The sequence below is a fragment of the Vibrio kagoshimensis genome, from assembly GCF_050337535.1.
In the GTDB taxonomy this organism is placed as follows: Bacteria; Pseudomonadota; Gammaproteobacteria; order Enterobacterales; family Vibrionaceae; genus Vibrio; species Vibrio gallaecicus.
Genome location: NZ_JAKJSZ010000004.1, coordinates 162,854 through 184,460 on the forward strand (window position 1 = coordinate 162,854; position 21,607 = coordinate 184,460).

Consider the following 21,607-nt stretch of genomic DNA (forward strand, 5'->3'; position numbering starts at 1 on the left):
ATGAGCTACTTTGGCTCATTTTCTTTACCTAGCACATTGTCATATCGAGGTATGACTTATGCCCATTATGTAGGACATATAGAAAAAATGATAGAAAATTAACATTACATTGGAACAACGTTCTGTTTTTGTTTTTTAGAGAATTTTATCAATACGACTTCATCATTTAAACGGATAAAAGCCACCATTTAAGGTGGCAATATTTATGATTGTAATGGGTGATTACTTCCCACTAGCTGATAAGTATCGACAAGATTAGACAGTGTGCTAATTAAAAAGTTAGTGCTAAGTTACCCGAAGCACCAAATTGATTATCACCAGCGTAACTTGCTGCTAAATCAAAGCTAACCACATCCCATGGGCTTATCCCGATACCTGCCGTTAATGAATCATCTAATGTATCTTCTAAATCAATCTCATAACCAGCTCTTAACTGAGCCCAGCCCCAAGCATTGCCTTCGATGCCCAAACGGATAAATTGAGTGTCATCGTCAAGGTTTTTAAAACGCTCTTGAGCGGTTAGGTCAGCATCAGCGGCTAGAGTGAAATATTCATGAGCATACGCAAAACCAACCGTTGCTTGAGGATTTAGCTCATAAGCCCCTGTAGTACCTTGCGAAAATTTAACTTCTTGAGCAATGACATCTTTCACAGCGAAACCGACTTGATAGTTGTCTTTATACCACATGGCACCAATATCAAAGTTAAACGCGGTTTCAGACACCTCCGACTCATCATAATCTTCCAAATCAAAGTCTTTTACTCTTTGGCGGTTAGAATATGTCGTCAGCTCTTGGTATTTTGGTGAAACACCAAATGAAAACCTTTGCTCATTAATCGTGAACTCTTTTGCAAATGAAATACCAAGCTCAGCATATCCAAAAGCCGCCATCGCAACATATGAGTCGTTATATCGGTTCTCTACATCAACGGCAGAATTACCCGTATTGTCTGCAATTTCTTCCACCGCAATCACTTCAACATATCCACGAGAAAATAAGTTTGTCGAAATAGCTTTGATTGGAAGTGCCACAGCGATACTCGCGCCAGCCGTCACAGCCAATGGTGAATTCCCTTGCAAGTCATCCATGTAAGCGTTCAGTTGGTCGATGTCACTTTGGGAAGGAATTTGGCCGTTGTTGATCATGTCATCATATCGATCAATAGCGTCTTGTAGATCATCTAGGGTGGTAAGTGAATCATCTGTATCTCTTGCTGTTACCCCTATTGCTGGTAACAAAAGACCAAAATCGTCATGTTCACGAAAGTTTGCGCCAAGCGCAGGGTTATAAAAAGGAGCCACTAAGTAATCAGCGGATGCTACACCCGTATTACCCATTGCATTACCACGTCCGTCAGCCACGTGGTTTGCTGCATTTACTGACAATGTTGTACACGCTAAGCCCACTGCCAACGTTAACTTGTTGAATTGTTTCATATCCGTATTAACCTTATTATTTTATATGTCGCATAAATAAGATTAGCACTATCAATGGAATATATGCATCAATAACCACAAATAATGAGTTGCCCATCAACAAGCTGCAGCGATGTTTGCAAAGATATAATTTTCTCTTTTTTAGTTTTTGTCAGTTGCTTAATGGCATATTCCATTTTGAGAGCAATACTTTTGGATTCAACTGAGAGGTGCCATTCAAGCGTTAGAGGTCCTTTGCCTTTTAAAGCTTTTGCCCCTTTACCTGTTTGGTGTTGTTTAAAACGCCGTTCAAGGTTATTTGTCACTCCACAATACAATGCATTGTGGCAATTACGGATTAAGTAGACGACCCAATCCGCATTATCATTAGTGGTATTCATTCAAAGAGAATATTCAAAATAAAAGATTTAACCGCTATGCATTACAACAATGAATTCACGAGTTCTTTTAGCTCACGTAACTCTTCTTTTAAGCTCGCAACTTCAGACTCTAGTTCAGCAAGCTTTTCATCATTGGCCGCCGAAGGTGCCGCCTTGCCAGAAGAAAAACTGGTAGGTGCTGCACTCTCCATAGCTTCAACATCCACTTCACCACTCAGTAGATGTTGGTAACGAGACTCACGTTTACCCGCTTCACGTGGTAACTTCACCACAAGAGCACCGGCTTCTCTTACTGAAAGCCTATCTAACACAGCCTCTACTTCTTTAACATCGCTAAACGCAGCTAAGCGGTTAGTACGAGTACGAAGCTCTCCAGGCGTTTGAGCACCACGTAATAACATGCAACAAATGATGCCTCGCTCTTGCTCAGAGAATTGCAGATCACCAAATTCCGTATTACAAAAACGATGTTGGTATTTGTTCACGCGGCTATTAAAGCTACTTTCATCACTCACTAAGCGGCGATTAATCAATCCATCAACGGCATCCAAAACATCAGATTCTGATAGTGCCAAAACAGGTTCACGGTTACTTTTTTGATTACAAGCTGTCGTCAAACTATTCAGAGTCAATGGGTAATGGTCCGGTGTTGTCACTTCTTTCTCAATCAAACAACCAATGATTCTAGCTTCAATAGGTGAAAGCACAATATTCATAATTTTTCCTTATTATTGTTTTGAATTCCATCTAAACATTTTTGAATGTTTACGAACTTATAAGCTAGTGTTCAGACAAAATAGGGACTTTACGTTTACGACCTTGCTCATCAATCATTATGATTTTAGAACGATTTAGCTCAATTTCTATCACTTCTAAATATCTGCGCTCTTTAACGTACGCAGAGCGAATTTTCTCATGCTCTTTAGAGTAGCCAGGATCATAATCATCTTCGAAGTCATCCTGTATTGTTTGTTGATTCATTTCGCATTTTCATATCAATGTTATTTCTAGCGTAGATAATATAGTGAACTATCGATGAAAGACAATCGTCCTTCTATGTGAGTGTCCAATTAATACACAACCTTACTTTTGCTTTGATCTAAAGACTGTTACATCGCCATTTGATGTGTTTTAATCAAAGACAGACAACGTATTATCAAGATTAGGAAAAGGGAATCTATGAGCAGCGTATTTGAAATCGTGAACCAAGCACGTCGTAAAAACAAACTTAAACGTGAATTGCTAGACAACGAAAAGAAAGTTCGTGACAACCGTAAGCGTGTTGATCTACTTGATAACCTTCTGGATTACATCAAACCAGAAATGACCCATGATGACATTCTTGGCATCATTAAAAATATGAAAGCCGATTACGAAGATCGTGTTGATGACCACATCATCAAGAGCGCTGAAATTTCTAAAGCGCGTCGTGATATCAGCCGCCGTATTCGCGAATTAACAGAAGAAGATAAGCAAACTCAAGGCAAGAAGTAGTTTACTTCCCTTAGTTCGATTATTTTACAAACTCACGATTAGTCGTGAGTTTTTTATTACTTGCTAATTAAACCCAGCTACTTAACCTCCTCAGTCAATTCTAAACAACGTCTATACTCTCTACATCTCTAAAGGAGCTAGACTATGTTTTCACATCTATTGGCAGCACTACTTCTTACTACGACACAACCGCATTCTGAAGCTTTACAAAAGCTTCAAACCGACGACATGGAAATGACCTATGATGATTTAGTTGTTGATATTCACGGTTATAAAGTGCCCACCAGAGCCGCATTCAGAGGCTGGATTCTTCTCAATCATGCTGAAGACAAAGTGCTGAAGATTGGTACACAGTTAAGAGAGGCTGGTATAACCACAAAAATGCCACTGCATTTGATTCTATTACAAGGCACCGACTGGGTAATGAACAATACAACCTTGTTCACGCTGCCAAACGCGCAACATCTTCCTAATATGATTAATACGCTGAAGTTTATTCAAACGTACATAGAGCCCGAACTTGGTATCGTTATTCCTGTATCAGGTGAGCGGACTGATATTTATAATAAACAAGCGGGAGGAGCACTACGGAGCAAACACCTAAACTTTTGCGCTTTAGATCTTGTTCCTTCACAAGATATTAGCCGGTCTGATCTGCACACAAAACTGAAAGCTATCCACGCTAAAGTAGGGCAAGAGTACAATGTGGGCTTAGGCTTATATTCCGGAGTACGCTTTCACATAGACACATGTGGATTTAGGAGCTGGTAAAAAAACACCAAAGGGTCAATTGGACTCACTACAGGTAAGGTCTTATTGACTCAATAAGTCATAAGAAAAACCCTAAAACATTGATCTAAATCAATTTAGGTTTTTGGCACGAATATCGCTATAAGAATAATAGTAGTTATCATTATCTTTAGGTGATTAATATGTCTAGCTCAACACAACGCTTTCAAACTCTTTTATCTGTATCGAACATAGCTTTGCTATTAACTGCTACGCTCATGCTTGTAAGCGTGATTATGGCATACCCATTAGCAGACAAGTTTTCTTTACCCGTACAAATCGCAGCTCACATCAGCACGATCTTAATTGCAGCTTTTTTGAAAATCAGTTATGTCACACGCTGTTTGGCTCAATATAACCTAGGGTTAGAGGTTCGGTAAGTTCAGCTAAATAGATAATTTCCAGATCGGTTTGGTTAATAGCCAGCAGAAATACCTCTGTGCAAATAATGGTATAAATGCTGGCTTAACCCCTTACTTGATTTTTCATCTTGATCAGTCTGATGAAAAATACGAAATAGCCCCGCTCCATTCAGCAAATCAGTTTAAGCTAGTTGCAGCGTGTTAAATAAGTCGTAGAGCTGATGTGACTTATAAGGCTTAGGCAAATACGCGTTCATTCCTGCATCAAAGCAATGCTTAATATCTTCATCTAGCACACTGGCAGTTAGTGCAATGATTGGCAGCTTTCCAAGACCTTGCTGGACTTCCCAATCTCGGATTGCACGTGTCGCAGTAATACCATCCATGACAGGCATCATACAATCCATCAGAATCGCATCAAATTGCCCACCTTGAGTAATTGCATCAACCGCTTCTTGTCCATTACTCGCCACTAAATAATCGTACCCCGCTTTCTCTAGAAAAAAACTGGCTATCTTTTGATTCATTAAGTTATCTTCAACGATCAATATTTTCCTATTAAGTGGACGGCGGTTTAGATCACTCCCAATCGCAGCCTTTTGATTATTCAGATGCTCTTTGAGCTGCGGTTTATATTCATCCAATGCAACTAGACTGTTGAAAAAGCGCTTACCGAGAAAAGGTAAAGTATGAGTTGAATGTACAGCTTCATGAATCACATTTGTTTTAAATAAGTGATGCTGACATACGATAATTTTTTGTTGCGGGTACTTTAAATGTAGCTCTTCAAGATCTTTATTGAGTGAATGATGCATGGTGTGGCAGTACAGAATGAAATCATAATCTAAACTATCGCTTTCTAAATTCTTCACTGATGGAAACAATTCAACTGTGATACCATTTCTCTCACATTCTTTATGTAACTGACTCACATAACTAAATGAATTAGAAATGATCACTGCGCTTTTCAGGTGTTCCAGCACTTTCTCACGGCTTTCCACCACATCCGCAGAAATATTGAATTTAAATGTAGAACCTATACCTTTAATGGAGTTTGCTTCAATCTTGCCATCCATAAGTTCCACTAATTGGCGACAAATCGCTAGACCAAGACCAGTACCACCAAACTGACGAGTAATACTTCCATCTTCTTGAGTAAATGGTTCAAAAATAGAATCGAGTTTTTCAGATTCAATGCCGATACCAGTGTCAGATACATGAAACTCCACCATCCCTTGCGAATCAGATAGTGCGATATAAGTCACCGAAGTGATGATAGTACCGGAAGGCGTAAATTTGATCGCATTAGATAATAGGTTTGTCAGTACTTGCCTTAATCTGTGCTCATCAAAAAATAATTGAGGGGGAACATTGGAATCTATATTAATTTCTAATTCTACATTCTGACTGATCGCTTTAGACAGAATGACACTGACTGAGTCATATACCGCCTCTCGTAAATCGGAGGAATTTGGCGATAATGTCAGGTTACCCGATTCGATTTTGGATAAATCAAGAATATCATTCAATAGCACGAGTAACGCGTGAGAAGATGACTCAATATCGGCAAGCACTTCTTTCTGGCTCACATTCAAATCACTTTGAGATAAGATCTCTGCCATGCCGATGATACCGTTGAGTGGTGTTCGGATTTCATGGGACATATTTGCCAAAAAAGCACTTTTCGCTTTATTGGCAGAGACAGCATCTTCTTTAGCCTCAATTAGATCAAGAGTATGCTGCTGTTCTTTAAGCATGATTTTATTTACAGCGTGAGCAAAAATGGCGAGCTCGTCATTACCTTCAACTTCTATCTTTTTCGGTGTTTTATCATCTTCATCTCTTTTGAGCATTCCATGTAGAATAATAGATAGCTTACGATTGATCCGTAATGAAGTGCTATAACCAAGTGAAATGACTAACACTGCCGAACTCAAAAGCAGCAAAGTCATGAATAAAATGTTTCTCTTCTGCTCTTTAATTCGATCAAGTAATTGTGTTTTTAGGCTTTCAGTATAGCCATCAATAACAACGAAAATATTTTCATGTCTTTGCTCTAGACTTTTAACATAGTCATAGATTTCACTGGGCTGCGCATTTTCACTCAAAATACGGCTTCTAATACGAAGGCTTTCTTGATAATCACTTTGAGAAAACACTTTAAGCAATTCACTGGTTTGATGCGAGGTAGCACCAAACTGTAAGAACCTTTCTAAATATTGTTCTTGTCTCTCGACTGCACCAAGGTAATTAAGAATTCCAGAACTCTTTGATTGCGGATCGATATATAAACAAAAGCTATGCCAAGCTTCCTTTTGCATCCAAAAAACAAATTGACTTAAATCTGAATAAAGCTGCTCAGACTTTGAAATATCATTATTTGTAATGTTTGCATTAATTTTTATTATTTCATTTAAGGTTTCTTGTAATACATCAAAAAACCAGTCTCCCACTGATCGAGTTTCCTGAATGGAAGCTCCCGACATTTCATTCACGATATCTATCAGTTCTTCAATTTCAGAAGAAAGCTCCAGTTGAGACTGATAAGACAACAATTGTTTGTTTTTTCTATCAAACTCCTGAAGGGTAGTGTTAATCTCATCAAGAAGAACTTCCCTTTCAGCCATACCTGATTCGCTGGTCAATAAATGGTATGAACTATTAGAAAGTGATCCAAATAGTTGTAACAATTCTGTTTTTATCTGCGTTATCTCATACCCGTCAACTTTACTCTTATTTTTAGAAAACTCATTAACAGTTAAGCCAAATATAATTAATACAGAAATTGTAGAAAGAATTATGAGTCGAAGCCTAATTGAAACATTTATCATTATAATAATCACTCCCTTCCTTGAAAGTAATTGTACCTAGCCTATGTTAATAGTAGTCAATAAATAGAAATAATTGTTCAAAATGGACTTTGGAATAAAATATAAATGACAAGATGGTCGCTTCTAGTCGTTCTTCCGACGTTACTGTTAGCAATTTTAATATCTTCTGCTATTAAGGCCGAAGAATACGCTGTGATATCAATGAATTCAGAGCTTCTTCAATTGAAATCCATACAGGTTAAAATGCTATACAGAGGCAAAATAGACCGTATTGGAGAGCATCATATTAAGTTACTGGATCTTCCTCCCAAATCTGACCTTAGAAAAAATTTTTATCTCTCTTTACTCAATAAAAACCCATCACAAATGCAATCTATCTGGGCGAAGCAAAGCTTTTCTGGCAGAGCTTCAGCCCCATTCCAATTGCAAAGTGAGGACTTAGAAAGTGTGCTTATATGGCTTAAAAGCACGCCTACAGGCATTGCTTATTACCCTATAGAACAATTGCCTACCCACGTAAAAATACTATATATAATAAAAATTAAGGAAGAGTTATGAAGATAGCATCTCTACTCTTGTTGGCTGTCTACTCCTCGATATCAGTCGCTGCGATTGATGTAACGGATACCTTTAGAGTAAGTGGCTTTGGTACACAAAGTGCGACGGTCACCGACCAAGAGATTCCAACGTTTTATCAATTGAATATTAATGATGAGTGGTGTTTTGACTGCGATACTACTTTTGGCATTCAGTTAGACTGGGAGATCAACAATGCACTTAGAAGCTCTGTACAACTAGTCAAAACACCTAATGATGAGTTTTCTGACCCCAGCCTAGAATGGGCTTATGTTGCATATCGAAATGGTGAGTTAAACACCAAACTGGGGCGACTACGTATTCCCTTGTTCATGATTTCAGAATATTACTATGTGTCTGAAGCCTACCCTTGGCTTCGTCCCCCTCAAGATGTTTATAACAGCGTATTCGGCTTTACTTATTTTGATGGCGCATCCATAGAGTGGAGCTCCTGGATAAATGATGAGGCACACTTACGCCTTCTTGCATTTGGAGCAACACCTAAAGAAACCAGTGAAATCGTTCAAGGAAAAAATATAACCATAACATCAAGAGATGCTATAGGAGTCACAGCAGAACTGAATTTAGATGACATCCATTTTAGAGCGAGCTATTTGCACGCAAACTACAAACAAGACTTAGTCCCATCAGTGACTGGCTATCAAGATCTTGAGCTATTCACACTAGGAGCGAATTACTTGCTAGGGAACCTAAACCTAATGTCGGAAGTCATATTATCCCAGGACATTCATAGCAATTGGTATTTCAGTGCTAATTACCTATTTGATTCATGGAGCCCGTACATCACGTACAGCCAGCGTAGAAAATTAAGGGATAATGAATCATTACTGATTGGTGCAAAATACTCTCTACTTGCCAATGTAAGCACTTATATTGAATGGCAGCATGTTTGGGGGCGCACAGAATCGATCAGTGGGCACTTTACAATCCCGCAAAATCCAACTCAAAAGATACAAACGAATGTAAACGTCTATTCCATTGGATTATCGTTTACCTTTTAAGTTGAAGTTGAGATCTGCACCACCTGCAAAGTCGGCTGAATTTGTAATTGTTGCATTCAACTTTGATGTTAGTACTTTTCATCAAAAATTAAGTCTCTACATCTATAAATGTCAACATCGATAATTACGTAAAAACCACCTTATAACCCCAGAAAATTACAATATTTCAGTCATTTCACCTTCATTTAATTTTACTAGCAGAATAACAATTCATACCCTACAATCCCGCCACATAAAAATTACAAAATAAAAACATCCCAATACAGGACGTTTTCAGAATGATTGATAGCTAATGGATTTCATTAGTGCATTTATGACACTGCATATAATCATTAGCTTTAAACCATTCATTTTTAAGACATTAGTTATAAAAAAGAACAGCACTAAGACTGTCACCGTGATGATTTAATTCCCCCATGCATTATGGCAACCCTACACTCGCCATAATGCACCCAATAACGTGAAAAAGGTCCCGAGTTAAGATGAGCCCTGAAAAGCACCTTCTAGACTGGCAAACTAGCCAAACGATTGCTGAATCAATTTCGCCTACTTTAGGTCAACTTTATCGTCAAAAAGGCGTAGAAGTTATCCTCTTTGGGAAAACCCTGGTTAATGCAACCACCATCGACATAATTAAAGCTCACCGCATAGCAAAACGTTACACAGGCTCACTTCTTACACCTGAACAAACTCAACCTATTATTCAACATCTACTCAATATGGACCTTTCTCCGTGCCGTATTGATATTGGTCGCCTAGCTCACATGTTCTGGGAAAATAGAGAAGACACCACAGGCTTAGACGATTTCCTACAAACTGCACTTTTAGAGTCGTTAAATGGCGAAGCGATGACAGAACCTCGTGACGTTGTGCTTTATGGATTTGGTCGTATAGGTCGTTTATTGACTCGCTTGCTTATTGAGAAAAGCGGCCCTGGTTATCCATTACGTTTACGTGCGATTGTTGTACGTGGCGGCAAAAAAGGCGACTTAGAAAAACGTGCAAGCTTGCTACGTCGTGACTCAGTGCATGGCCAATTTAACGGCAGCATTGTTGTTGATGAAGAACGAAAAGCCATCATTGTGAACGGCAATTATATTCAGGTGATTTACGCTAACAAACCTGAAGATATTGATTACACCACTTACGGCATTAATAACGCGCTTGTTGTTGATAACACAGGTGTATGGCGCGACTCTGAAGGTCTAAGTCAGCATGTGGCATGTAATGGTGCGAAGAAGGTTTTACTTACCGCTCCAGGTAAAGGCGATATTAAAAATGTTGTATTCGGGGTAAATGAAGATGTTATTCAACCTGAAGACACCATCATTTCCGCAGCAAGCTGCACCACAAATGCCATTACACCAGTACTTAAAGCCGTTCACGATAAATATGGCGTACTTTCAGGACATATCGAAACCGTTCACTCATTCACTAATGACCAAAACCTTATCGATAACTTCCACTCTGGTGATCGCCGTGGTCGTGCTGCTTCATTAAACATGGTCCTCACTTCAACAGGTGCAGCAAAAGCCGTCGCTAAAGCAATGCCTGAAATGGCAGGTAAACTAACGGGCAACGCAATTCGTGTTCCAACGCCAAATGTTTCAATGGCTGTAGCTAATTTGAACCTAGAAAATGGGACAGATAAAGAAGAGTTAAACAGCTATTTACGTGAGATGGCACTGACTTCTCCGCTTTCAGCGCAAATTGACTACACAGATTCAACTGAGATTGTATCAACTGACCTAGTGGGCTCACGTCACGCTGGTGTAGTGGATGGTGTAGCGACTATTGCTCAAGACAACCGCGCCGTTCTTTACATTTGGTACGACAATGAATTCGGTTATAGCTGCCAAGTTGTACACTGCATGGAACAAATGATGGGCGTTCGTTACAAAACGTACCCTAGCACCTAAAATAACGGTATGAATCGCTAAGTAATTAGCAGTTATGTCACAGGCTCCACAACATAATAATGATAAAAGTACTGCTGTATTCAAACAGATTCAATAGTAACTCGACCCCATGAGATTGTTATTGAGTCGTTTAAATACAGCTCCCCCATTTCGCCGCTCCTAGTTGAGCGGTTTTTTTATATATGAACATTATGTAAGTAAGGCAAAGAAACAGACACTACTTAAAATAAATCGAGTCACTTTTGACCAATTATCAGCCATTTCCTACAACAAAACCATCATACGAGGTCCAGTTTTTATTGTACGATACAAAGAAGATTAACCTTAATAATTGAAATGTTATTTAAGCTACAATATATGCAATAGGTTCTTGACTGATTTTCCAGCCATTGTATTGTAGCAAACGTTTGCATTTAGGGGTTTGTGCTTAAAAATCGCGACCTAACAGGTCGTTATGTCTTAAAAACTTGAGTTTAAGTAAAACTCTTAATGCCCTCTCAAGTGAAAGGAAAAACCATGAGATTAAATGATACAATCGCAAAAAAGGTGATTCTAGCAACCACCCTAATACTCCTCTCTATTTCTGTTGTTAGTGGTTACTTCTCCCTCCAATCACGTTATGCAACAGTCGAAAACAGCGTGAACCAAGAACTCAAGCTAGTTACAGACAACACCGCGAGTTCAATTAAAGAATTCTTTCGTGAACGCTCTCGTGTTGTAACAACCCTAGCTTCAACAAGCTCTCTTACCGATTGGTTCAAAAATTATACTGAACGCGGCTCCGAAATCTCAGAAGACAAAGCCTATCAGTCAATTGTTCAATCATTTAAAAGCATTTCAAAACACGACTCTTACATCAAATCAGTCTTTTTTGCGCCAGCAAGTACTCATGAGTATTTTGATATAAACGGTCGCTACAACGATTTAACTTACTATACGAGTAAAAGACCTTGGTGGTCTGAAGCCCTAAGTAAAGATCGCCTATTCATTACCGAACCTGAAATTGATGCAAATGATGGAAGCATTGTTACTTCAATCAAAACCACAGTAAAAAATAACCGTGGTCAGTTAGTTGGCGTACTCGGTATTGATATTCTAGGTACAGTGATCAAAAAAGACCTGATTGATCAAATGAAGTATGACGGCGTGGGTAAAGGCTTCTTAATTTCCTCAAACGGTCGAATCATTGCCTTTAATGATAACAATCAGATTGATATGTCAAAGTTACCGTCCCTGTCTGATATCGACCAAATTTTTGGTAACACAAGTGGCTTTACTCAACTATCGAAAGATGCCGTTGCGAATGATGAATTCAGCAGCGAAGTGGTTTTCGAAGGTAATGACTACGTTGTGCACACTGAATCTATTGTTGATAACACAATGGCTTTAGACTGGCGTATTGGTTTCATGGTGCCTAAATCATTAATCACTGAACCGATTCGAGCAACATTCTGGACAACTTTACTGACTATTGCAGTCTTCTTAATTACATCGGCTCTAGGTTTATTTGCGCTAATTAACTACTTCGTATCAAGACCTTTACGTGAAGTGGTGTCCGCTATGGATGATATTGCTAATGGTGAAGGTGATCTGACACAACGCCTGCAATATGAGAAGAATGATGAGCTTGGTAAACTAAGCCAATCTTTCAACAACTTTGTTAGCGACATTCAAAGCACGACAATTTCTAGCCTTGAGGCTAGTCATGCTGTGAGTGATGATTCCACTCAACTGAATAGTCTTGCCAACACGCTTCGCTCTAATATCTCTCATCAAAAAGGGTACATCGAGCAAATAGCGACGGCGGCTAATGAAATGACTCAGACCATTCATGGTATTTCTGATCACGCGAATAATGCTCAACAGCAAGCATCTGGCGCGACTGAACGTTCTCAAGAAGGGCAAAATCTAGCAAGTGAAGCCACTCAGTTAATGAATGACATTTATGAAGACGTATCTAAGTCTGAAAAAGTGGTTAAAGTTCTGAATGATAACGCTTCTTCTATCAGTAGCGTGCTTGAAGTTATTCGCGGTATTGCAGACCAAACGAACCTATTAGCACTGAATGCAGCAATTGAAGCTGCTCGTGCGGGTGAACAAGGTCGCGGCTTTGCGGTTGTAGCCGATGAAGTACGAACACTTGCTCAAAGAACGCAAGAATCAACAGTTGATATTGAAAGCATTATTTCAACGCTTCAGGAATCCGCAGGTAATGCTGTAGATTCAATGCAAGTGGGTCGCTCTAAAACCGAACTTGGCGTACAAACGATTATGTCTGTTGATGAAAAACTGAAAGACATCCGACAAGCAATCGAACTAATAGACAGTCAGTCTCGTGAAATTGCTTCTATGGTATCTGAGCAAGCTGCTGCCTCTGGCGAAATCAGCAAACAAACAGTCGCGGTTGATCAACTGGCCGAAAGTGGCGTGAATAGCACTAACGAAATGGTTGAGCGTATTGACTCTCAATACCAAACCGTTAATAAGCTGACAGAAACCATTAGTAAGTTCAAAGTGAGCTAACTTTCTAACATCAAAGCTTCTTTGATAATTGAGAGCCATTTAAATCGACAGTGATTGTCGTTGCAAAACGGCCATATCACCAAAAGCAAAATAACTAAAAAGGAGATCACAGCGGTCTCCTTTTCTATTTCAGTATTTCGTTAACAGGTAAGCACCAAATCATAGAATCAGTTTAGTGACACTTCTACATCTGCATTAATGGTACTAGAACAGGCAAGTACATAACCTTGCTCTATCTCTTCATCAGTTAATGTTTCTATACTCGTTGAAGTGACTGAGCCTTTCGTTACCTTACACTTGCATGAACCGCAGATACCACTTCGACAAGCTGCAATTACTGGTACACCACCTTTCTCAAGTGAATCAATCAATGGGCTACCTTGCTCAGCTTCAAGCTCAACGCCAAATGCAGGAACAAATACATTTACTGAACCGCTTGCTGCATTCTGTTCAGTTGCTTGTTCTTCATTATTTTCAATGTCACAGCTCAATGATTCAGCAGGCGTAAAGCTTTCTTGGTAGAAGTTACTCATATTAAATTCGAGCTCTTTCAAGTAGCTTTCAATATCGTGCATAAATCCAATTGGACCACACAAATAAACGGTTCTATCTAAAATATCGGGGCTCAGTGTAACCAACCAATTTTTATCTAATCGGCCTTGAGGAAATGCAGTATCTTGGTTGTCTTTTAGTAACAGCTTTAAGTGAAAGTTATCGAACTCTTCATTAAGTTGATTAAGCTCTTCAAAATAAATCGTTTGTCTTTTATTTCTCGCCATATGGATAAAATCAATTTCGATTTTACTGTCTGAAGCAAGCCAGTATTTCGCCATTGCCATTACAGGTGTAATGCCACAGCCGGCACTCACAAGCGTCACTTTATTAGTATTGGACGGCAAACAATCAATGCAGTTAAAGCCACCAGCTGGTTTCAACACTGAAACTTCATCACCTTCATCCAGTTCATCAATAATGAAGTTAGAAACCAAACCACCTTCAACTCGCTTCACTGTCAGTTTTAAGCGGTTTTCATCTGGGCGAGAGCTAATGGAGTATGCTCGGTAATCCAGTTTCTCAGGCATATGCAGGCCAAGAGTAATGAACTGCCCCGGTTTAAAATTAAATTTGAGATCTTGTGGAACACTACCAAGTTCGAAGCTTACTGTATCTTCAGTTTCATACCACTTTTTAAGACAAACTAATGAGATAGAGTCACTTTCAGACCATGCATACATAATTCAGAACACCTTTTAAAGAAATAGCCAGCCTAATAATCAGCTAGTGAAAATAGGTTTTATTAAATACGTAAATATAAAAAGCCTCGGGGCTTAAACAAGCACTCATGAAAGTACTTATCTTTGCCTCGAGGCTGATTCATTACGCCGCTAAGATTGTTTTAAGATCTTGCTCAGGTGTAGAAATTGCTCGCATATCAAACTCAGCTTGCATAATTTCAAGCAAGTTTTCAGTTAAAAATGCAGGTGCAGTTGGGCCGGTATAAATACCTTTAACGCCAAGTGCAAACAATGTCAGTAAGATAACAATCGCTTTTTGTTCAAACCAAGAAAGGACTAAAGTCAGTGGCAATTCATTAATACCGCAATCGAACTCTTTTGACAGCGCCAAAGCCAGTTGAATAGCAGAATAAGCATCATTACATTGACCCACATCCAGAAGACGAGGAATACCGTTAATGTCACCAAATTGGTTCTTGTTAAATCGGAATTTACCACAAGCTAAAGTCAGGATAAGTGTGTCTTCAGGCGCTTGAGTCGTGAAATCTGTGTAGTAGCTACGTTCTGATTTATCACCATCACAACCACCCACTAAGAAGAAGTGTTTGATGTTACCTTCTTTCACTTGGTCAATCACAGCAGGTGCGGCTTCCATCAAGGCATTACGACCAAACCCGACAGTGATCATTTGCTCAATTTCATCATGCTTGAAGCCTGGTTGAGATAAAGCACATTCAATCACATCGCTGAAGTCATCACCTTCAACGTGAGCAACGCCTGGCCAACCAACGATGCTACGAGTAAACAAACGGTCACGGTACTGACCCACATCTGGGTTTAGCAGACAGTTTGAAGTCATCACGATTGCGCCTGGGAAGTTAGCAAATTCTTTTTGCTGATTCTGCCATGCACTACCGTAGTTACCTGCAAGGTGCGGGTACTTATTTAATTCTGGGTAACCGTGTGCAGGAAGCATTTCACCATTCGTGTATACGTTAATGCCCTTGCCTTCAGTTTGTTGAAGGATTTTTTCAAGGTCATGCAAGTCATGCCCTGAAACCAAAATACAGTGACCCGCTTTCGTTTTAACATTTACAGCGGTTGGCGCTGGGTGACCAAAAGTATCGGTTTCGCCTTTATCTAGCATCTCCATTACTTTGTAGTTCATTAGACCAATTTGCATTGATGTATCTAATAACTCTTTAAGATCACTTGGGTCTTTACCTAGGAAAGCCATGATCTCATGGTACTCACCTTGGATAGCTTCATCTGTTTGACCAAGAACCAGAGCATGCTCCATGTAAGCAGCCGCACCTTTAAGACCGTACAAGCACAATAAACGTAAACCAATTACATCTTCATGCTGTGATTCATGACCACGGTTAACGGCCGCTTGAGGCGCAAGCGCGAGCAGTTCCGCAGAATCGGTAGGAAGATCGAATTTCGCCGCAGGAGAAAGTTCTGGAATTTCAAAGCCAGTTACAACAGCTGCCGCTCTTACTTTTTCTTCTAGTCGTTGTTTAAATGCATGAGATTGCTGTGCAAATTCGATAATGCGTGCAGGATCAAAGTTCACATTTGTTAATGTTGCGAAAAATGCACGAGGTGCCCATTCATCGATTTCTGTGTCAATTACACCACAAGTACGGCCTAAATTAGCCCAAAAAGAAACACCTTGAAGAGAGTGCACGAGCACATCTTGTAAATCAGAAACTTCCGATGTTTTGCCACACATGCCTTGAGAAAAAGAACAGCCTTTAACAGCTGGGGTTTGAATGGTTTGTTCACATTGAATACAGAACATAGAAATGGGCTCCAGTAATTTTTATTAACCACAAGTACTTTGCTTGCGGTGACTTATTTACAAGCCCTATAGAGCATCAATCGTGCCAAACTTTAACTTTCTGATTTAAAAGGAATTATATATTTAACCCTATTTTAAGTATGTATTTATGACTACAAAATATGACATCAAATAAACACCTTAAAGTCAAAAAGACCTGAAAATAAAATAACAATCGCGTTCATGTTTTGTTCATACACATATCGCTATAGTGCTAAAACAAAGAAAGAGGAAAGAATTATGAAGAATATTTTAATTACATTTGTCGCTTTAATTACTGGTTTCATGGCTCTAATTACCAGTCTACTTCTCGCTATCCCATTGGCTATTGCAGCCATGATCACAGGTAAGCGCTTACAAAGTAAAATGAAGAAGCAAGGCTTCTACTCTGCAGCTGGACCACAGGCTTCAATGCACGGTCAAACTATGCATAGTCAATCAACAATGCACCGACAGTATGCGACGCACTCAGGGGCAAGTACTGCAAAATCAAGTGTGATTGAAGGTGAATACGAAGATCTTTCAGCACAGAAGTAACGTATTAGTTGAATCAGAAACGTAAATAGCAAATAGAGTCATACATACAAAATAGCTCCCCCAAGCGATGGCAAATGTAAATATACCTGCCATCGCTCAAGTCACTAACAAAATAATCAAACTTATCACTTGAACGTCATTCACTATTAATGAATGCACCCTTCATGACATTAAAGAGAATCTCGCAAACGCACTATGATGAAACTTACTATTACCAGTATCCTTGCTATCTCCTCAATTGCCCTTGCTGGCTGCTCAAAAGAGGTCATCGACCCTGCATTCCAGAAATCCGATCACCTACCTAATTTCAAGCAAACTTCCTTCACAGATTACGTGGAAGAAACTCAGGAATGGCTACTTTCTCACCGTGTATTCATGACAAATGACAAACAATTCGAGATAGATGCAAATTCACCAGCTCAATACACTCCGGCGAATCCAAACGGGCAAGCGGTATTGTTGGTGCATGGTTTGGGTGACTCACCATACTCTTTTCATGATGTTGCGACACATTTAGCGGATCAAGGTTACTTGGTGCGAACCGTATTGCTTCCGGGTCATGGCAGTAAAGTGGGTGATCTACAATTGCCCACCCTTCAAGATTGGCAACAAGTCGTGGATCATCACACTCAATTACTTCAAAAAGACTATGATGCAGTCTGGCTGGGTGGATACTCAACAGGCGCAAACCTTGTTACCTCTCAAGCCATTAATGACCCGTCAATCAAAGGATTAATGCTTTTTTCACCAGCTTTCCAACCTTTTTCTCCAGCAGTGAAATTTGCGGGCATGGCTAGCCACATCATGACATGGGCAGATCAAGATCCTGAGGATAACCCTCTCCGCTATAATTCATTGCCTATGAACGGAGCATCTGTGTACTACCAAACTTCTGAAGTCGTTAGAGACGACCTGGAAAAAGGGATTTACGAAAAGCCAGTATTCATCATGATGAGTGAAGGCGACAGCGTTATTGATACTGAGTTTGTCCGAAATACCTTCGCTAATACAATGACCAATAATAGCAACATGCTTATTTGGCAAAGTGAGCACTCGCTAGATGAGCCTAGATCTAAAACATTCAGCATGGCACTTGAAGAACAGAGAATATCGAATGGTTCTCATATGGGCTTACTCTTCTCTCCTGAAAATCCATATTATGGAGTAAACGGTACGGAAGTAATTTGCAGTAATGGACAAGGCTCTAACCTAGAAAATGAATGCTTGGCGGGTAGTGAAGTTTGGTATTCATCTTGGGGATACACTGAACAAGGCAAGAACCACGCAAGGTTAACGTATAACCCATATTTCAATGAAAGCATGCAAGCTCTTGATCTGATGTTAAAAACATCGAATTAATAGCTTCTAGCTTCTAGCTTCTAGCTTCTAGGACAAGTTAAGCGTAAACCAATAGTTAAAGCTCATCTAAAGTAAAAGGCTCATACTTTTCTGTCACTGTTTTCACATAAGTATGAGAACAAGAACAGAAAAGCATGAGCCTTTTATTATTTGCTTGGTGTAGGTCTGTAACTTTGAAAACAGTGATTCTTAAACCATTGCTCTAATTTCAACCACTGAAATTTTATTCATCTAAAACCTTTATTTATCTTAGCTAATAGTCTTAAACGGTCACCACAACACGCACAGCTAATAGGATAAGTACAACGCCAGACAACCTGTCTATCAGCTGAGCTTTAGAACGAATGCGATCAACAACCAAAGGGCTAGATAAGATTAAAGTAATGAAGCTGTACCAAAGCCCATCAATAATAAGTGGTGTAGAAACAATAATGATTTGATTGGTGATGTCATTGCCTAATGCTACGAATTGACTGAACAAGGCAATAAAAAACAAAGCAATTTTGGGACTTAAAAGTGATAACAAGAATGCTTCACGGGCCGATTGCCAATAACTCATTTTTTCGCCAGCTTCGAGCTTAGCCGCAACCCCACCTTTAGATCGAAGTGCATTAAAACCTAGGTAAGCTAAATAGCCAGCGCCCGCATAGCTTATCCCTTTGAACACCAATGGTGACTGCTCTAGTAAAACGGCTAACCCAATGATTGTCGCAAACGCATACAAGCCAATTCCAAAGGCGTGTGCCCACGCGGCAACAAGTCCATTAAGACGCCCACCAGCCAAACTATGTTTCGCGATCATTGCGAGGCTAGGGCCTGGCGACATTGCACCAAGTAAACAAATTAAGAGTAAAGAGAACCAAACTGTCAGTGTCATATATTTTTTCCTTGGCAAGCCAGTTCATACTAGATCCACATTGGGTTATAACAGTATTTATTTAAAAGAGAATATCATTAAAAGAAATGCTGAATTTAAACCATGCACCCTGTATCAAGCTCACCGATAAGCTATCGAATAACCTCAAAGTAAAGCGACTTGGGTATTATTTGAAATCAAAGGTTATCATTTAGGTTATGATTTTAAATCATACTGATATTGTAGCTTGATCGCAGCATCGCTTTACACGCTTTTTCACGAGCCCACTTATGTGCAGAATCATTGTCGTATTTTGGATGCCACATCAGCCAATATTTATGGCTTTCTGTATCAAAAGGAAGTGAGTGATAAGTCAATTCAAAGTGACGAGATAAATTCACAGCAATGTGCTCAGGCACGATCATGAGATGATCACCTTGTGATAATACATTACAAGCCGATGAGAAGAATGGCACCTGTAATGAGACTCTTCGCTTGTAACCTAACTGTTTTAAAATCACATCAGCATGGGTGTCTTTATCCCCACCGCCTGTCACTTTAATATGTGGAAATGCCACAATATTATCTAAAGAGATTGTTTTTTGCTTGGCTAATGGATGACTCGAACGCATTAAACATACTGAAAAATCTTCCCCTAGTTTCAGGCTGGAAACATTGTCAGGCTTCTTTGGCAACATGGTGGATGCAAGGTGAATGCCCATCTCATTCAACGCTTCTAAATAGCTTGGCTGCCATAGGCGATAAGCCAAATTAATTTGGGGCGCGTGTTGGGCTATTTCTGCCACAATATCTGGCAAAATATATTGAGCAACATAGTCACTTGAAGAGAGTACCCACTCCCCTTTCCAATCTTTGGGTTCAAAGGGTTTATCATCTAATAAGTGGTCAAATTCACTAAGTAAATCATCCAGCTTATCTTTGAGTAATAGTGCTCGATTTGTGGGTACCAATTTATTTCCATCGCGTACCAATAAAGGGTCACCACATAACTCTCGCAATTGCGCAAGCTGTCGGCTCACAGCCGATTGGGTGATGTGCAAACGCTGGGCCGCTTTGCTGACATGACATTCTTCAAGCAATACATGCAGTGAGCGCAGCAAATTTAAATTAATGTTCCCTAACATTATTCACCCATTACCTGAACCCATTGGCGTCTCCATTCTGGAGCGGGGAAGCTTTCAGGCCAAAATTCGACTTGTTTACTGATCAAACCATCTTCAACCGTATGAAAAGTGATAGCCCTTTCAAATAGCTTTCCATCAGACACGCTCACATCCGTTACCACCTGATTACGTTCCGCAACAATGCTATTCAGAACAAACGTCCATTTGCCGCTGGCGGGATATTGTGAGTTAATTTTGGCAAAGTTTTCTCTGCCGAAAATGGTTTCATGAGACTGAGGCCATTGAACCACACAATCGATGGTCAATAATTTCGATGCCAGATAAAAGTCATTCGTTTCCATTGCCGCCCAAAAGCTAAGTACCACTTCCTTTGGTGCCATACCATCAAAGTTCGTTTCATCAGAAAAAGTATTTTGGGTAGGAGTCGAACCTTCATAAATGATACTTGATAATAGATAGTCCGTTTCAGCTTTAGATCTCATGGTTATTCTTCATTATTGGAAATATTCATATTTGGGAAATACAGGTTTATTGAACTGAGGTGAATTCGAGGATATTCGTTTCACGTTTTTAAAATCACCTCTCATAATTCAAAGCTAATCGCAGTGATCAACTAGAACATGATTTTTGTTTATTAAAAAACTCAGCTAAAACGGTATGAGTCATAAGGTGGCGTAATTCAGGGTAAAGCTGTAGTTGATCGCGTATTTGGTTCAATCGCCCCATACTTTCAACTTCGACATACAACATCATATCTGTCTCACCACTAATAGAATGGCACCACAATACACCGTCGATGCTTTGAATTTGTTTCGAGTATGATTCGCAATTGTGCTCACAGCTCGACATATCAAACTTCAATAAAATATAAGCGCACACATTTCGAGATTTCTCTTGCTCTGCCAACTGTGCGTAGTAACCCAAGATCACTTTATCATTCTCTAATTTCTTGATTCTCGCCGTCACCGCAGATCGTGACAGATTGACATCCCGAGCAATATCACTCACTGAGCATCGTGCGTTTTCTTTGAGAATTTCTAAAATTTGGCGATCGAACTTATCCATATTATTTAAGCTTCCACTGCTTGTTCTATTTCTACCGTCTAATTTGCCACAATTCATAGCGTTAGAACAGAAAGCGGCTTTCAAGATCACAACATATTCGCGCATATTGCCTTTTCTTTAATCAAAGTGACGGAGTATTACGACGTTTCGCTAGCTGTAATATGCGCTTTAAAACGATATTCTTTCTATTCAGTGGATTCACTTGCAATTAACAAGACAAATTAAACGGCATA

The 21,607-nt window shown here is 39.5% G+C and carries 20 protein-coding genes; 9 read left to right on the top strand and 11 right to left on the bottom strand.

The genetic code is table 11. The features are described 5' to 3' along the window. Window positions 1–271: 271 nt before the first annotated feature. The 4 genes from L4C37_RS04280 to L4C37_RS04295 all read right to left on the bottom strand — a co-directional run bounded on the left by L4C37_RS04280 (window position 272) and on the right by L4C37_RS04295 (window position 2,799). Window positions 272–1,438 (bottom strand): conjugal transfer protein TraF, encoded by a 1,167-nt coding sequence (locus L4C37_RS04280; RefSeq protein WP_273296811.1) that lies wholly within the window; start codon window positions 1,436–1,438, stop codon window positions 272–274. A gap of 68 nt (window positions 1,439–1,506) precedes the next feature. Next, the gene (locus L4C37_RS04285) at window positions 1,507–1,818 is read right to left on the bottom strand and encodes a GIY-YIG nuclease family protein (protein ID WP_137373728.1); all 312 of its coding nucleotides are present in this window, start codon (window positions 1,816–1,818) and stop codon (window positions 1,507–1,509) included. A gap of 41 nt (window positions 1,819–1,859) precedes the next feature. Next, window positions 1,860–2,534, bottom strand: coding sequence for a YceH family protein (locus L4C37_RS04290; protein ID WP_429767971.1), 675 nt, complete (start codon window positions 2,532–2,534; stop codon window positions 1,860–1,862). Window positions 2,535–2,598: 64 nt separating this feature from the next. Continuing rightward, window positions 2,599–2,799, bottom strand: coding sequence for a hypothetical protein (locus L4C37_RS04295; RefSeq protein ID WP_372265472.1), 201 nt, complete (start codon window positions 2,797–2,799; stop codon window positions 2,599–2,601). Between the two features lie 198 nt (window positions 2,800–2,997). Here L4C37_RS04295 and L4C37_RS04300 point away from each other — a divergent pair, with 198 nt between their 5' ends. The 3 genes from L4C37_RS04300 to L4C37_RS04310 all read left to right on the top strand — a co-directional run bounded on the left by L4C37_RS04300 (window position 2,998) and on the right by L4C37_RS04310 (window position 4,481). Then, entirely contained in the window at window positions 2,998–3,312 is a 315-nt protein-coding gene (locus L4C37_RS04300) for a DUF496 family protein (RefSeq protein ID WP_137373725.1), read from the top strand. Window positions 3,313–3,456: 144 nt separating this feature from the next. Further along, window positions 3,457–4,083, top strand: coding sequence for a D-Ala-D-Ala carboxypeptidase family metallohydrolase (locus tag L4C37_RS04305; RefSeq protein ID WP_273296814.1), 627 nt, complete (start codon window positions 3,457–3,459; stop codon window positions 4,081–4,083). A gap of 161 nt (window positions 4,084–4,244) precedes the next feature. Then, window positions 4,245–4,481 (top strand): hypothetical protein, encoded by a 237-nt coding sequence (locus tag L4C37_RS04310; protein ID WP_137373723.1) that lies wholly within the window; start codon window positions 4,245–4,247, stop codon window positions 4,479–4,481. 164 nt (window positions 4,482–4,645) lie between these two features. Here the strand turns inward: L4C37_RS04310 and L4C37_RS04315 are convergent, their stop codons facing one another. Next, window positions 4,646–7,234: a hybrid sensor histidine kinase/response regulator gene (locus L4C37_RS04315; RefSeq protein WP_429768042.1), complete on the bottom strand. Its 2,589-nt coding sequence runs from the start codon at window positions 7,232–7,234 to the stop codon at window positions 4,646–4,648. 165 nt (window positions 7,235–7,399) lie between these two features. Here L4C37_RS04315 and L4C37_RS04320 point away from each other — a divergent pair, with 165 nt between their 5' ends. The 4 genes from L4C37_RS04320 to L4C37_RS04335 all read left to right on the top strand — a co-directional run bounded on the left by L4C37_RS04320 (window position 7,400) and on the right by L4C37_RS04335 (window position 13,334). Beyond that, on the top strand, window positions 7,400–7,852 hold the full coding sequence (locus tag L4C37_RS04320) for a hypothetical protein (RefSeq protein ID WP_429767972.1): 453 nt from the start codon (window positions 7,400–7,402) through the stop codon (window positions 7,850–7,852). Then, the gene (locus L4C37_RS04325; RefSeq protein WP_429767973.1) at window positions 7,849–8,892 is read left to right on the top strand and encodes a porin family protein; all 1,044 of its coding nucleotides are present in this window, start codon (window positions 7,849–7,851) and stop codon (window positions 8,890–8,892) included. Before L4C37_RS04320 ends, L4C37_RS04325 begins: the two co-directional genes overlap by 4 nt. Before the next feature lie 482 nt (window positions 8,893–9,374). Continuing rightward, on the top strand, window positions 9,375–10,811 hold the full coding sequence (locus tag L4C37_RS04330; RefSeq protein WP_429767974.1) for a glyceraldehyde-3-phosphate dehydrogenase: 1,437 nt from the start codon (window positions 9,375–9,377) through the stop codon (window positions 10,809–10,811). Between the two features lie 516 nt (window positions 10,812–11,327). Continuing rightward, window positions 11,328–13,334, top strand: coding sequence for a methyl-accepting chemotaxis protein (locus tag L4C37_RS04335; protein WP_429767975.1), 2,007 nt, complete (start codon window positions 11,328–11,330; stop codon window positions 13,332–13,334). A gap of 167 nt (window positions 13,335–13,501) precedes the next feature. Here the strand turns inward: L4C37_RS04335 and L4C37_RS04340 are convergent, their stop codons facing one another. Together L4C37_RS04340 and hcp are read right to left on the bottom strand one after the other, a co-directional pair. Further along, on the bottom strand, window positions 13,502–14,569 hold the full coding sequence (locus tag L4C37_RS04340) for an FAD-binding oxidoreductase (protein ID WP_429767976.1): 1,068 nt from the start codon (window positions 14,567–14,569) through the stop codon (window positions 13,502–13,504). A 142-nt stretch (window positions 14,570–14,711) separates the two neighbouring features. Beyond that, window positions 14,712–16,373, bottom strand: a complete 1,662-nt coding sequence (gene hcp, locus L4C37_RS04345; RefSeq protein WP_429767977.1) for a hydroxylamine reductase — start codon at window positions 16,371–16,373, stop codon at window positions 14,712–14,714. 279 nt (window positions 16,374–16,652) lie between these two features. Between hcp and L4C37_RS04350 the strand changes: the two genes are divergently transcribed. Together L4C37_RS04350 and L4C37_RS04355 are read left to right on the top strand one after the other, a co-directional pair. Continuing rightward, window positions 16,653–16,949 carry a hypothetical protein gene (locus tag L4C37_RS04350; protein ID WP_137373717.1) on the top strand — a complete coding sequence of 99 codons (297 nt, stop codon included), beginning with the start codon at window positions 16,653–16,655 and terminating at the stop codon, window positions 16,947–16,949. Window positions 16,950–17,144: 195 nt separating this feature from the next. Next, window positions 17,145–18,308: an alpha/beta hydrolase gene (locus L4C37_RS04355; RefSeq protein ID WP_137373716.1), complete on the top strand. Its 1,164-nt coding sequence runs from the start codon at window positions 17,145–17,147 to the stop codon at window positions 18,306–18,308. 262 nt (window positions 18,309–18,570) lie between these two features. Here L4C37_RS04355 and L4C37_RS04360 read toward each other — a convergent pair whose 3' ends face one another. From L4C37_RS04360 to L4C37_RS04375, 4 genes are all read right to left on the bottom strand, one after another. Next, entirely contained in the window at window positions 18,571–19,185 is a 615-nt protein-coding gene (locus L4C37_RS04360; RefSeq protein WP_137373715.1) for a LysE family translocator, read from the bottom strand. A gap of 203 nt (window positions 19,186–19,388) precedes the next feature. Continuing rightward, on the bottom strand, window positions 19,389–20,309 hold the full coding sequence (locus L4C37_RS04365; protein ID WP_429767978.1) for a LysR family transcriptional regulator: 921 nt from the start codon (window positions 20,307–20,309) through the stop codon (window positions 19,389–19,391). After that, entirely contained in the window at window positions 20,309–20,689 is a 381-nt protein-coding gene (locus L4C37_RS04370; protein ID WP_137373870.1) for a nuclear transport factor 2 family protein, read from the bottom strand. The genes L4C37_RS04365 and L4C37_RS04370 overlap by 1 nt, the downstream gene beginning before the upstream one ends. 229 nt (window positions 20,690–20,918) lie before the next feature. Further along, entirely contained in the window at window positions 20,919–21,374 is a 456-nt protein-coding gene (locus tag L4C37_RS04375; protein WP_137373869.1) for an Lrp/AsnC family transcriptional regulator, read from the bottom strand. Between the last annotated feature and the right edge of the window lie 233 nt (window positions 21,375–21,607).